Below are 13,814 nucleotides of genomic sequence, written 5' to 3'. Positions count from 1 at the left end.
GGTTTTTTTGGAGACATTCGGTTCCTCCTATAAAATGTCGATGACTTCTTAACCGGGTAATAAAATTATTTCTATCTTATTTTGGAGTTATTTAAAACACCATAACTTTTTTCTCCTTTTAATACAAAGTAGCAGACAAATATGATAATAATATCGACAAGCAATACCATTTCATTTAATCCAAATGCATAAAAAAAGCACACCCATCTAAATACGTGGATGATTGTACTTTGGTTAATTTATTTGTTTATTATTGTACATCACAATTAATTTAATTCTTATTTAGTATCTTTTCCATTATCCATCGCTACAGTTACGTTAGATAATCGTTTTACTCCAGCATATTTAGGTGCCCAATTTGGATCTGTTTTTAACAGTCATTGTGTTTTATTCGTTATTACCAAAACATCAATATCACTACTTTTAGAATTAAATCCCCCCACCGCCAAAGAACCTTTAAATAAAAACCAATAAAATCCTCTTTTTAAAATTTCTTTAGTTTTATACAAGAGATTATTAACAAAATCCTTTATTTCCAAAGAACTTGTTTCCCAACTGCTAACCATATATAAAAATTCTCCATTATTTTTTTCGATTTCCTTATTGAACTAACCTGCCCCGTTAGTTTAAGTGTAACATTTCACAATGGTTCGCCGAAATATGATGGTCTTGATTAACTAAAGCACCCGTTAGTTGAATAAGACATATTAAATTTATATAAAATTTTCTGGGTTCCTAACTTTTAGAAATAATATATATCCACAATTCAAACAAAAACAAGCATCTACTGGGGAATTTGTTATTACTGCTTTTTTCTTAAATAACGCTCCATAACCTTTAAATTCTCCCATTTTAGTTTCTGTTGAATTGCATTCTACGCAGACCCTATCTATTTTCAAAAAGTCTCCCCCTTGTTTCTATTCACTTATATTTGTTTGGTATTCTTTATAAGAGCGAATTATGGATATTAGTACTGTGAACAATAGAATAGCGAAAAAACTAATAAGCATAAGGGTTCCAGGTAGAAACACACAAAATAATATTGCTATGCCACCAATGTACAATGGTAAAGAAAACGGACGTATAACATTGTTCCATACTAGGTTACTTTGTGGGGAATTTTTATCTAATTCAAGCTAAAATCTAGGGAGAGTGTTTGCTGTAGTTATAAGTACGATACCTACACTTATAGGAATAAATAAGAGTAAATTAATTTCGGTCCTTGTTGTTGAAAAAAGTATTCCACAATGAAGCAAAAATAGGATAATTGAAAGGGATAAAAAAATACTATCAAGCCCACGTTTAATACGAGCGTAGGAACTATACTTTTTAATTGGAAAAAAGAAAAGACTACCGTTAACTAGGGTCAATGTTAAAGGAATACTGAATAATATTACTCCTTTTGCACCAAATCTTTCTTCGTCAAAAGTAATATTTGAGGTAAACAAATAGATACTTACTCCGAAAGATAAGGTAGTTAAAATAAACATGATAAATTTTTTATTCATTAATTTTCCCCCTTATTGTTTGAATTAAATTGGATAATTCACTTCATCACATCTTGGAAAACGGTTGAATTCAAAGAATAATAAATATACTGTCCCTTTTTCTGTGCATAAACTAAATCAGCATTTTTTAATATTGACAAATGTTGTGATATGCCGGGTTTACTCATCTCAAAATTCTCAGCAATTTCTCCGGCCGTCAAATCTCCATTTCGTAATAGGTCTAGAATTTTTCTTCTATTTTCATCAGATAAGGCTTTAAATGACTCATTTATGGACAATAAATATTTACCTCCAATTAAATATTTAAGTAATTACTTAATTATTTAAATTATAATTATTATTTTATATATTGTCAAATCGATTAATTGTTTTATTAAACTAACCTGCCCCGTTAGTACAATAAGCATATTTTGTTTTACTTATTCTTTCATATTAACACTGTAAAAACTCATCAAATACATTTTCTGTAAACTTTGTTTCCACATTTTTTGCTCCCTCTGTAGTTTTTACATTTAGGTGAAAACAACAGACAAACAGTTGTAACTGGCGACCTGAAAACTACCTTTATTAAAGGAGCGAAAGGGGTTTTCTAATTGCAGATGCACATTTAGTAAAGAAGGGTAGAACACTAAATCATACTGATTATTTTATTTATAATGATAATCCCGAACTTGTAGAAAAAGCGACTGGAATAATCGCTAATCTTTGAAATACTGGAAAAGCATCAGGTGACGAAACACTTTGAGTTGTTTCGTCACCTGATGTTTTTTGGGTTATAGTTAATTAGCTGACCATACAGTATGAAACACGCCATCTTTGTCTATACGCTCATACATATGTGCACCAAAATAATCCCGTTGTGCTTGGATAAGATTGGCTGGCAATGTCTCAGTACGATAGCTATCATAGTAAACTAATGCACTTGAAAAAGCAGGCGTTGGTATGCCTTGTTGAATTGCTAAGCCTAGTATTTCGCGAAGAGAGATCTGATATTCACCTACGATTTCTTGGAAGTACGGATTAACTAATAAGTTAGGCAAGTCGCTGTTATGGTCAAAAGCTTCTTTTATCTTTTGTAAGAACTGGGCACGAATGATACAACCTCCGCGGAAAATCATGGCTACATCCCCGTAAGGAATGTTCCAACCATACTCCTCGGATGCTGCACGCATTTGTGCAAAACCTTGGGCATATGAACAAATTTTACTCATGTATAAAGCTTTGCGAATCGCTTCAATCAATTCTTTTGAATCCCCTGAATACTTTTTCGACTCAGGGCCCTTAAGTATTTTGCTTGCTGCAATTCGTTCTTCCTTAACAGAAGAAATAAATCTAGCAAATACGGACTCTGTAACGATTGGAAGAGAAACACCTAAATCCAGTGCATTTTGACTTGTCCATTTTCCTGTCCCTTTTTGACCAGCAACATCTAAAATGTGATCGACGAGTGGATTTCCAGTTTCTTCATCGATCTTAGTGAAAATATCCGCAGTGATTTCGATAAGGTAGCTATCAAGTTCTCCTTTGTTCCACTCAGAAAATATTTCATGCAATTCCTGAGCTGACAGACCAAGTGCATGTTTCATGATGAAATACGCTTCAGAGATTAGTTGCATATCCCCATATTCGATTCCATTATGAACCATTTTCACATAATGTCCTGCTCCATCAGGTCCCATGTAGGTACTACACGGAGTTCCATCTACTTTCGCTGAAATTGCATTAAGAATTGGTTCAACTTGTTCATAAGCTTCTCTCGACCCGCCAGGCATAATCGATGGACCTTTACGAGCTCCTTCTTCTCCACCCGAAATTCCTGCACCGATGAAATGTAAACCTAATTCTTTTAAGTTTGCTGTACGCCTATTCGTGTCTTCAAAGAACGAATTTCCTCCATCCATAATAATATCGCCTTGTTGAAGGTGAGGGATAAGAGAATCAATGACCGAATCAGTTGTATCTCCAGCCTTAACCATTAATAATATTTTGCGTGGAGTTTCTAAAGAAGTGACGAAGTCCTCGATGCTGTAAGTACCATGAATATTTTTATCTTTCGCTTCATTCTTAGATAATTCCTCTGTTCGATCTGTCCAGTAATCATAGACAGATACCGAAAAGCCTTTGCTTTCCATATTCAGCGCAAGATTCAAACCCATCACACCTAAACCAATAACGCCGATTTGTTGTTTCATCATATTCTTCCCTCCTTCCTTTACATTATTTAATCTAATATAGATAGTCGATTTTCTAGTTCTTCTTTTTCTTTTTCAAAACCACCTTTGCCAAGTAACGCAAACATATTCTTTTTGTAAGCTTCCACACCAGGCTGGTCAAAAGGATTTACACCGAGTATAGTTCCGCTTATGGCGCAAGCTTTTTCGAAGAAATAGACCATCTCCCCAAAGGTGAATTCATTGAGTTCGTCTAGTTCGATTAACAAATTTGGAACATCTCCATCGATGTGAGCGAGTGTAGTTCCGAGGGCAGCCTTTTTGTTCACCTCATCCATTGTTTTCCCAGTTAGGAAATTCAAACCGTCAATATTGTTGATATCCTCTTGAATGATGCGCTCGATTGAAGAATTTTTTACCTGTAAAACTGTTTCTATGAAAAGACGACGTCCTTCTTGTACGTACTGACCCATCGAATGTAAATCCGTCGAGAAGTTAACTGAAGCGGGGAAGAGTCCTTTTCCATCCTTCCCTTCACTTTCTCCGAAAAGCTGTTTCCACCATTCCGCTACAAAGAGTAGACTAGGCTCATAGCTTACAAACAATTCAATTGACTTTCCCTTATTATAGAAAATATTTCTAACTGCAGCGTATTGGTAACTTTCATTTGAAGCAAGAACGGGATTATTGTATTTGTGATAGGCAGCTTTTGCCCCTTCCATCACTTGGTCAATATTAAGACCAGCTACTGCCATTGGAAGTAATCCAACTGGAGTCAGAACTGAGTAGCGTCCGCCTATGTTGTCCGGAATAACAAACGTTTCGTAACCTTCTTTGACCGCCAGATTCCGAAGAGCACCCTTGCTCTGATCGGTCGTCACATAAATTCTATTCCTTGCTTCTTCTTTCCCATACTTCTTCTCCATAAATGTACGGAAAATACGGAATGCTAAAGCAGGCTCTGTTGTTGTACCTGACTTGGAAATAACATTAATAGAAATGTTTTTGCCCTCTAATACTTGAAGTAAATGTTCGATATAGGTCGAGCTAATATTATGTCCAGCAAAATAAACTTCCGTATTTCCTTTCATTTGGTTATGAAACGTATGTGATAAAGCCTCTATTGCCGCCTTAGAGGCCAAATAAGAGCCCCCAATACCAATTACTATTAGCGCGTCTGATTGTTGTTGAATTCGTTTAGCAGCTAGCTTTACTCTGGCAAACTCCTCATTATCGTAAGCAACCGGCCAGTTAACCCATCCTAAGTAATCAGAACCTGGTCCTTTTTGTTGATGGATTTGGTTATGCGCTTGTTTTACAAATTTACTTAGATTTTCAAGCTCACTAATTTTCATGAATGATAAAACATTGGTGAAATCAAATGAAACGGTCATATCTCATATCTCCTTTTGTTTTTATTTTTTCTACCACCACTTAAATTGATTGGATTGCAATAGCTGATTTGCTTCTTCTGGACCAGTTGAACCTGCAGGATAGGGATATAAAGGTAACAGATTCTCCTGATATGCTTCTAATAACGGCTGGATCCACTCCCACGATAATTCGACTTCTTTCCAATGGGAGAAGAAGGTAGCGTTACCGAGCATTGCATCAAATAGAAGAAGTTCATATGCTTCCGGCAGACTTTCCGAATTGGTTGAGAAGTTTATCCAAACAGGTTCAAAACGATTACTAGAAGGATCCTTCATGTTCACCCGCAACGAAATACTTTCGTTCGGACTGATCTCGAGGATCAATAAATTCGGAGTGATTCCTTGTAGCACATCTGAATCTTTCATCTTGTTCTTAAACTCAATGACAATCCGTGTAGACTTCTGATCCAATCTTTTCCCCGTGCGTATATAAAAGGGGATTCCACTCCAAAATGGATTATCAATATATAAGCGAGCTGCGAAATAAGTATCATTTTTTGAGGAATCATCAACACCGGGCTCTTCTTTATAGCCAAATACTGGAGTACCTTGAATCTCTCCAGACTCGTATTGACCGCGGACAACATCCTTGTATGCATTTTCTTTTAGGAGTGGTCGAAGAGATTCAATAATTTCCATCTTTTTAACACGAATTTCATTTGACGTTATTTTCTCTGGGAGGTAAATGGCTGTCATCATCACTAACTGAAGAAGATGGTTCTGAACCATATCACGAATGGCTCCTGCTTTATCGTAATAATCAGCCCGAGTTTCGACCCCAACCGTTTCACTTGCTGTAATTTGGACATTCGAAATTTGTTTGTGATCTAGTAATGATTTCAGTGCGGGATTGGCTAAAACTAAGGTTTCAAGATTTTGGACCATTGGTTTTCCTAGATAGTGATCAATTCTGTAGATTTCATCTTCACTGAAAGTTTTGCTCAAGTTTTTATTTAATTGTCTTGCCGTCTCTAGATCACTTCCAAATGGTTTTTCAACGATGAGACGCTTCCATCCTTTGTTTTGGCAAATACCACTTGAATTAAGATTTGACGTAATAACATCAACCAGACTTGGTCCAACAGACAAATAGAATAGCCGGTTTTGTGGAATGCCTAGCTCAATTTCTCTGTTTTCAATGAGTTCGTGCAAATGGTGATAGGATTCATTGTCTGTCGCATCAAATGCACAATACCTAAATTTGGATAAAAAATCTTGCAGACCAGAAGGTTGTACAGCTCTTCTGGAATATGCTTTAAGAGCTCTTTCCACCTTGGACTGAAAATCTTCGTTTGAACAATAGTTTCTGCCTAAACCAACTATAGAAATGGTATCGGGTAATTTACCATCAAGATATAAATTATATAAAGCAGGAAATAATTTTCGTTGTGCTAAGTCTCCCGTCGCTCCAAATAATACAAATGTCATGTCTTGCATTAACCATTCTTCTTGGAAATCATTTAATAAATCTTTCACGTCAAATCCAACTGAGGGATTTTCGTTACCCATATTCAATTCCCTCCTACTTTTATAATCAGTATTTTATTAATCCTGATAATCGCAACAGTTCTTAGTATACTGACCTCATTCAAATAATGTAAGTACGCACATTAAAAACATATAGTGTTTATAAGTATACTAACTTTCGTCATTTATACTTCGTTATTATGGGGAAAGAATTAGAAAAAATGTACAAGAAAAAATGTACGAAAAAATTAGTGAAAAAATAAAACCATCACCCTAACATAGAAGAAAGAATTTTAAACATACTAAGATTTAAGGAAGAAAAGAAAAGTATTGCAGTATGTATAGACTCACAGGTTCGTACTACCTTCCCGTCTTTTCCAAAAGAGACATGTATTTTTTTATCAAAATATGAAATCCTGACCAAGATACAGTAATGAAATAATGAAATTTATGTAACTTCACTATTTTGAAGATTATTTACAGTATACTTTTTGTTAGTATGTGAATTTTAAGTGCGTACTTCACAATATTGATTGAGGGATATACACTAAGTTTGCATTAAAAAAACGAATTTAAGGAGAATAACATAAAATGAAATTACAATTAGCGTTAGATTTAGTTAATATTCCACAAGCCATCGAAGTTATTAAAGAAGTAGAGGAGTTTATCGATATTGTTGAAATCGGAACTCCTGTTATTCATAAAGAAGGTCTTAAAGCTGTTGAAGCAGTAAAAGCTGCATTTCCTAAATTAGAAGTTCTTGCAGATGTTAAAATCATGGATGCTGCAGGGTATGAAGTAGCTAATGCTTCTGCTGCAGGTGCTGACATAATTACTATTCTTGCACAGTCGGAAGATTCATCAATCAAAGGTGCCGTTGAATCAGCAAAAAAGCTAGGGAAAAAAATCTTGGTAGATATGATTGCTGTAAAAGACATCAAAACACGTGCAGCAGAGCTTGATGTGCTTGGAGTAGATTATATTTGTGTACACACAGGCTATGATTTGCAAGCGGAAGGGAAGGATTCATTCGAAGACCTTCGCACAATCAAAAGCGTTGTGAAAAATGCGAAAACAGCAATTGCAGGCGGAATCAAGCTTGAGACTTTACCAGAAGTGATTCAAGCACAACCAGATCTAATTATTGTTGGTGGGGGGATCACGAGTAAAGAAGACAAAAAAGTGGAAGCAGCAAAAATTCAAAAGCTAATCAAAAGTGGCGTGAAGGCGTAACATGAACACAAAAGGCTATACGGCTGAGATACTGGACGAGCTAAAGCGAACCATTGATCTAATTAATGATGAGGAAGCCGAAAAGTTAATAGAAAGTATTTTACGTGCAAAAAAGATATTTGTTGCAGGTGGAGGACGATCAGGCTTCATGGCTAAGGCATTTGTTATGCGCATGATGCATGTAGGTCTTGATGCGTATGTTGTAGGAGAAACAGTAACACCGAATCTAGAACCGAATGATATCTTTATCGTCGGTTCTGGTTCAGGTGAGACTCAAAGCCTTGCAGCAATGACGAAGAAAGCGAAAAGCATTGGTGCAACCGTGGTAGCTGTTACCATTAATCCTGATTCTACGATTGGTAAGTTGGCAGACATTCAAATTAAAATACCTGCTCAAGCAAAAGCTGAAGGTACCAGTGGGAAATCCATTCAACCAATGGGATCACTATTTGAGCAATCGCTTCTCCTATTTTATGATGCAGTTATTTTGAGATTTATGGATAAAAAAGGATTAAATTCTGATGTGATGTATGGTAGACATGCTAATTTAGAATAGAATTACAATCAAGCCTGAGTCTGATACCTATTTAGACTCAGGCTTATTTGAAGCTTTGTACAACGTGCAAGAACACCCTTCCTTCTTGGTTTAATACCGATAGAGCAAAGCAATTACTAGACAACTTTATAATAAACATTATAGGATAACTTTATTGCTTTGAAAATTATTTAAATAATGAAGGGGTCGATAAAATGAAAATGTACGATGTAACAGGTGCAATTTATGAAGGAATGACCGTTTACAAGAATAAACCGGAAAAACAACCAAAAGTAAATCAAGTTACAGATGGATATGTTACAGAAACACGTCTGGAGTTCGATGTGCATACAGGAACACACATCGATGCACCATTACACATGGTCGTCGATGGGGATACATTTGAAACGATTCCATTAGACAATCTTGTAGGGCAATGTAAAGTATTCGATTTAAAAGAAGTCGAAAATAGAGTTTCAAAAGCTGACTTGGAAAGGCTTGATATTCAAAAAGGAGATTTTGTTTTATTAAAAACGAAAAATTCGTTTGAGGAAACATTTAATTTTGATTTTATTTATCTCGCACAAGACGGTGCAGAATATCTTTCTGAGTTTGGTGTTAGAGGGGTTGGAATAGATTCACTTGGGATTGAAAGAAGTCAAGAAGGGCATCCAACTCATAAAACGTTATTTGCAAATGACATCATAATAATAGAAGGTCTTCGATTAAAGGAAATTGAGCAAGGAGAATACTTTATGGTTGCAGCACCATTAAAATTAGTAGGTACAGATGCTTCCCCTGCAAGAGTATTACTATTTGAAGGGCTAAGATAAAACTTTTCTGTTATTAATATTTTTTTACAAGGAGAGATTCTATGTATAAAATGATTGCGATCGACCTTGATGGGACCTTACTCACAGACGAATTAATGATTTCACCAGGTACAGTAAAGGCTATTCAGATAGCGGTTGAAATTGGCACAATTGTAACGATAGCTACTGGTCGTATGTTTCCTTCTGCGAAACTGTTTGCGCAGCAGTTAGGTATAAATGTACCGCTTATTACTTATCAGGGTGCAATTATCAAGGATGTTAATGAAAAAGAAGTAATGTATGAGCGCCTTATTTCTCCTGACATTGCACAAAAGTTAGTGGAGATTGCTCGCGAGAAAAAAATACATTTACAAGTGTATCAAGATGATATTCTCTATAGTGCAACGGAAAATGAGAAGCTTATTACTTATTCCGAAGCAGTTAAGGTCCCATATACGATAGAACCTGATCTTGTCGAGCTGGCCAATAAAGGATTTACGAAAGCACTCTTCATCGAAGGATCTGATTACCTTGATACCTTACAAGACGAATTGCAAACATTGTTTGGCGAGCGTGCTCACATAGCGAAATCAAAGAAACACTATCTTGAAGTTACACACCCAGAAGCAAACAAAGGGAGTGCCTTGCTGCACCTAGCGAAAAAGCTTGAAATTGACTGTTCAGAAATTATCGGTATAGGTGATAACCACAATGATATTGAACTTATTACGACAGCTGGCTTAGGAATAGCAATGGGCAATGCAGTTATGGAATTGAAAGATATTGCTGATTACATCTCACTTACTAACAATGAAGAGGGAGTGCTCCATGCGATAGAGAAGTTCATTTTAGAGCCTGCGAGTGTGATTATCGAATAATTAAATAGACGGAAGAAATTAACTTCCGTCTTGGTTACCCTGCTGTTCATACTGTTTGATTTACCAGCGGTTTACTTAAGATCACTTGGAAAGATAAGACCTATTTCTTCTCGGACTTTATCCAACAATCGCATCGTAGTGTGTGAGTTTTCAAATGAGTTAATAGTAGATTCCGTTTTCCCTTGGCTGATTAAATCAACAAATTCTTTTACTTCATAATACATAGAGGGGTGAGATTGGTCTACTGTTAATGGTTCAATCGTGCCGTCATTGTAATGAATTTCTACTTTTTCAGCCGAATGTATTTTATCAATTATCATACTGCCTTTTTCACCTTGAATTTCACTTGGTAAAGAAGAGTTTGTTATTTTAGAATATATCACAACTGCATCTTTATCATCGTATTTTAAAAGGACGCTACCCTCACCATCAACACCTGAATCAAGTATAAGACCCGTTGCCCTCACTTCTTTTGGTTCACCAAACAATATAATGAGTGGATACAAACAGTAGACGCCTAGGTCCATTAGTGATCCGTTCGCAAACTTTGGATTGAAGGCATTTAGGACAATTCCTTCTTTGTATTTATCATAACGAGATGAATACTGACAATAGCTTGCAAAGTATCTACGGATAGGGCATATTTTATGTAAGTTATCTTGAATTACCTTGAAGTTTGGAAGGAATGTTGATTTCATTGCTTCCATTAATAGGACGTTATGATTTATTGCTGCTTGAATCATCCTCGCTACTTCTGTTGCATTAGCAGCCAGTGGCTTTTCACATAAAACATGTTTGCCATTTTGTAAAAATAAAATTGCTTGATCTGCGTGATAAGAATTAGGAGTAGCAATGTAAACCGCGTCAATTTCTTCGCTAACTGCCATTTCTTCTAAGTTTGTAAAAAGTTTTGTTATTCCGTATTTACTGGCAAATTCGTCAGCTCTCTCACTCGTTCGAGAATAAATAGCTGTTAGTTTAAAGTTTTCAACCGCATTTGCCGCTTCAAGTAATCTTTCTGTAATCCAATTAGTACCAACTATGCCGATTCGAATCATTTTTCCTACCTCATTTCTTTGTTTTATTACTATATATCTTCTTTGAATCGTTTTCATTATCCAAGGGATAAGAATTTACTAACTATGTAGTATTTAGTATAATAAGTATATGACAATAATTAAAGTACGAACTTATTTCACACATAGTGTTGAAAAGTATACCAATGGATCAAATAAGGGAAGGAGTGGAAGTAAATGCCTAATTTGGGAGAGAAAACGTTTAATTGCGAAAAGGAACTGACACTTTCTATTATTGGTGGAAAATGGAAAATGTTGGTGTTGTGGCATCTAGGAAAAGAAGGAACCAAACGCTTTGGTGAATTAAAGAACCTTATGCCGGGTATTACTCAGCGGATGCTTGTTAATCAATTACGTGAACTTGAAGACCATTTGATCGTACATCGCGAAGTATATCCTGTTGTTCCACCAAAAGTGGAATACTCACTTACTGAGCATGGAAGAAGTCTGATTCCGATTCTAGATTCGATGTATGAATGGGGTAAAGATTATATGGAAAAGGAACTTGTAAATAATATCACTTCAAGATAATCTACTAAACAACAAATTATCAATGAAATCCCTGTGAATTTTTCACAGGGTATTTTCATTTCAATCACCTGATAATCAAAATAAGGGAAGCCCCATTTAAAATTTATATTGTCTTTATACTCTTCTTGAACTAAAGTATGACTTTAGTTCAAGAAGAAAAAAGACCATGGCACCCCCTTGATGATAGCACCCGTTAGCCATCCATGTAGCGCAAAACCTGCGCTACACCACAGAGGATGAAAATGTGTACAGAACGAGTGGCTGGGAGAGGAAGATCGATCATCTATGGTGCCATAGGGCCCTTCCGTTAGTCTGACTCCAACAACTACTGTGCATTACAGACTGTCGCTCCCTCAGGGGAAGCACTCATGGGAGATTTTAATCCTACTCTGCTTATTGCACCAGCCTCCAATACTATTTGCCGTAGAAAGCTTACTAAAATACCCTTTAGTTGAAGAAGAGTTTCAAGAATAAACTAAAGTCAAGTCAATTGTACGGCACCAATAACCAACCAATATGCTATTACAACTACTATTTTCCCTGTTGACTTTCTACTCACAAAACCTAATCCTAAACAAAATATGGTGAAAATAATAAACCCAATCATTCTTAAATCCCCTAAGTGTCCAAACTTTTGCAATCCTACAACTATAATTGCAGCAATTGCTATCACTATATAAAACAAATTTGATTTACTTCTACAACTAACCTGCTGCGTTAGTTTAAGTGTAACATTTCACAATGGATCGCCGAAATCTACTTGATGTTCTGTACATAAAAATAGACCATCGAAAAGATGGTCTTTTTTACTAAAGCGCCCGTTAGTTGAATAACGTTATTTCATTGACCTTGCAATTTCTAACATTTGTTCTTTCGATAATCTGGAACTATTCATTTCTACATAAGTGCCATCTTGAACCCAATTAAGTAAGCCACCAGTGATGGTGTCTCCATTTTTATCGACCTCGCCACTTTCTTCCCACTTCTGAAAATAACCTTTGTTTCCGTTTATATCAACTTTCTGACGATAAGGAAAATCGTCATCGGATAATCGAAATCCTTTTCTCAAATCAATAGCGACCATCAACTTTGTGTCCTTGCGGTCCATATAATGTAGCATTATCCAAGGGGATTTTTTGGTATCTAATGTCCAATCATTAGGAATCCTTTTTGGAGTTAAAACTATAAAGTCAACTTCTTTCTGTATTTCGGATATAGTTTTGCTATTGTGATTATACTTTATTTCTTTAGCCATAATAATCATTGGGTAACAATTTAGCAGGATTAGGACAATTACTAAACGTATCAATTTTCTACCTCAATTCTATTCGAAACTTCAGGTATTAGTATTTCCTACTTTTCACTTCTTATTAAACAATCCTGCTCTTTAGTTCAATAAAAAAATGCTTTACTCCTTCTTGAAGTAAAGCACCCGTTAGTTGAACTTATTTACGAGTTTCTTAACATTTACAGCTCGACGTGATTGTTCTTTTAAATTTGAGTTTTCTTCAAGGTCAAACAATACTGCCTCACCTTTGGTAAGTGATTTAAACCCATCCATTTGAATACTACTGAAATGTACCCATACGTCATCCTCTCCATCAATTGAAATCCAGCCCCACCCCTCTTCTTCATGATAAATTTTACATATTCCTTTAATGTTATATCTCATTATAAAGCCCCCAATTTTTATAAGTTGAAAACATTATGTTCTTCAACTAACCAGCCCCGTTAGTTGAATAAGAACCCGAGATACTAAACTTCATTTGTTAGAAAATAGAAAGCGATAATACCCATTACTGCAAAGATTTGAATCGTAATTCCCACTACGCTACAAATTAAACCAGAAGTTGCTAATCCACTGCCCCCTTGATTTGTTATTACAAGTTCTTTTGCCGCTTTTCTTGAAACTACAACTCCTATACTACCAAGAATTAAACCGACAAATGGTATTAGGATTGAAAGAATACCAAGAGTTAAAGAAATTAAAGAATTACTGTTTGCATGATTTTTTTCAGCCATTTACATTTCCCCCTTATATATTCTCAATTCACATTACCTATTCAACTGCTTCGTTATTAAAATCAATTAATCATTATGTCTATAATTCTATTAAGTTGGCAATAATCCCTTTAAGAGTACTATTTTAGGGGGAATGGAATTGTTACTG

Annotated in this window: 17 protein-coding genes; 5 read left to right on the top strand and 12 right to left on the bottom strand. The window is 35.6% G+C overall.

From position 1 onward, the window contains the following. Positions 1-377: 377 nt before the first annotated feature. The 7 genes from PGC35_RS21705 to zwf form a co-directional block, all read right to left on the bottom strand. Positions 378-566: a hypothetical protein gene (locus PGC35_RS21705; protein WP_375220667.1), complete on the bottom strand. Its 189-nt coding sequence runs from the start codon at positions 564-566 to the stop codon at positions 378-380. A gap of 147 nt (positions 567-713) precedes the next feature. After that, positions 714-899: a zinc ribbon domain-containing protein gene (locus PGC35_RS21700; protein ID WP_375220666.1), complete on the bottom strand. Its 186-nt coding sequence runs from the start codon at positions 897-899 to the stop codon at positions 714-716. Between the two features lie 237 nt (positions 900-1,136). After that, positions 1,137-1,508 (bottom strand): hypothetical protein, encoded by a 372-nt coding sequence (locus PGC35_RS21695; protein ID WP_375220665.1) that lies wholly within the window; start codon positions 1,506-1,508, stop codon positions 1,137-1,139. A 38-nt stretch (positions 1,509-1,546) separates the two neighbouring features. Further along, positions 1,547-1,786, bottom strand: a complete 240-nt coding sequence (locus PGC35_RS21690) for an autorepressor SdpR family transcription factor (RefSeq protein ID WP_375220664.1) — start codon at positions 1,784-1,786, stop codon at positions 1,547-1,549. A 501-nt stretch (positions 1,787-2,287) separates the two neighbouring features. After that, positions 2,288-3,703, bottom strand: a complete 1,416-nt coding sequence (gene gndA / locus PGC35_RS21685) for an NADP-dependent phosphogluconate dehydrogenase (RefSeq protein ID WP_375220663.1) — start codon at positions 3,701-3,703, stop codon at positions 2,288-2,290. Between the two features lie 26 nt (positions 3,704-3,729). Continuing rightward, a complete protein-coding gene (locus tag PGC35_RS21680; RefSeq protein ID WP_375220662.1) occupies positions 3,730-5,073 on the bottom strand; it encodes a glucose-6-phosphate isomerase in 1,344 nt (447 codons plus the stop codon). 30 nt (positions 5,074-5,103) lie between these two features. Then, on the bottom strand, positions 5,104-6,549 hold the full coding sequence (gene zwf / locus PGC35_RS21675) for a glucose-6-phosphate dehydrogenase (protein WP_375220668.1): 1,446 nt from the start codon (positions 6,547-6,549) through the stop codon (positions 5,104-5,106). Between the two features lie 621 nt (positions 6,550-7,170). Between zwf and hxlA the strand changes: the two genes are divergently transcribed. From hxlA to PGC35_RS21655, 4 genes are all read left to right on the top strand, one after another. Beyond that, the gene (hxlA, locus tag PGC35_RS21670; RefSeq protein WP_375220661.1) at positions 7,171-7,812 is read left to right on the top strand and encodes a 3-hexulose-6-phosphate synthase; all 642 of its coding nucleotides are present in this window, start codon (positions 7,171-7,173) and stop codon (positions 7,810-7,812) included. A 1-nt stretch (position 7,813) separates the two neighbouring features. Beyond that, entirely contained in the window at positions 7,814-8,368 is a 555-nt protein-coding gene (gene hxlB, locus PGC35_RS21665; RefSeq protein ID WP_375220660.1) for a 6-phospho-3-hexuloisomerase, read from the top strand. A gap of 194 nt (positions 8,369-8,562) precedes the next feature. Continuing rightward, a complete protein-coding gene (locus PGC35_RS21660; RefSeq protein ID WP_375220659.1) occupies positions 8,563-9,180 on the top strand; it encodes a cyclase family protein in 618 nt (205 codons plus the stop codon). Positions 9,181-9,230: 50 nt separating this feature from the next. Then, the gene (locus PGC35_RS21655; RefSeq protein WP_375220658.1) at positions 9,231-10,037 is read left to right on the top strand and encodes a Cof-type HAD-IIB family hydrolase; all 807 of its coding nucleotides are present in this window, start codon (positions 9,231-9,233) and stop codon (positions 10,035-10,037) included. A 71-nt stretch (positions 10,038-10,108) separates the two neighbouring features. Here the strand turns inward: PGC35_RS21655 and PGC35_RS21650 are convergent, their stop codons facing one another. Beyond that, a complete protein-coding gene (locus PGC35_RS21650; protein ID WP_375220657.1) occupies positions 10,109-11,095 on the bottom strand; it encodes a Gfo/Idh/MocA family protein in 987 nt (328 codons plus the stop codon). A gap of 195 nt (positions 11,096-11,290) precedes the next feature. On the opposite strand from PGC35_RS21650, the gene PGC35_RS21645 reads away from it, so the two are divergent. Next, entirely contained in the window at positions 11,291-11,644 is a 354-nt protein-coding gene (locus PGC35_RS21645; RefSeq protein WP_375220656.1) for a winged helix-turn-helix transcriptional regulator, read from the top strand. Positions 11,645-12,125: 481 nt separating this feature from the next. Here the strand turns inward: PGC35_RS21645 and PGC35_RS21640 are convergent, their stop codons facing one another. The 4 genes from PGC35_RS21640 to PGC35_RS21625 form a co-directional block, all read right to left on the bottom strand. Beyond that, positions 12,126-12,329, bottom strand: coding sequence for a hypothetical protein (locus PGC35_RS21640; protein WP_375220655.1), 204 nt, complete (start codon positions 12,327-12,329; stop codon positions 12,126-12,128). Between the two features lie 150 nt (positions 12,330-12,479). Then, complete coding sequence (locus tag PGC35_RS21635) at positions 12,480-12,953, bottom strand: DUF4367 domain-containing protein (RefSeq protein WP_375220654.1); 474 nt, start codon at positions 12,951-12,953, stop codon at positions 12,480-12,482. A 126-nt stretch (positions 12,954-13,079) separates the two neighbouring features. Further along, complete coding sequence (locus tag PGC35_RS21630) at positions 13,080-13,316, bottom strand: cold shock domain-containing protein (protein WP_375220653.1); 237 nt, start codon at positions 13,314-13,316, stop codon at positions 13,080-13,082. Between the two features lie 83 nt (positions 13,317-13,399). Then, positions 13,400-13,666 (bottom strand): DUF4190 domain-containing protein, encoded by a 267-nt coding sequence (locus PGC35_RS21625; RefSeq protein WP_375220652.1) that lies wholly within the window; start codon positions 13,664-13,666, stop codon positions 13,400-13,402. Between the last annotated feature and the right edge of the window lie 148 nt (positions 13,667-13,814).

It is taken from the genome of Psychrobacillus sp. PGGUH221 (assembly GCF_042055255.1).
Taxonomy (GTDB): domain Bacteria; phylum Bacillota; class Bacilli; order Bacillales_A; family Planococcaceae; genus Psychrobacillus.
The sequence above is the reverse complement of the archived record's forward strand: the minus strand, read 5'-3'. Positions and strand labels throughout refer to the sequence as shown.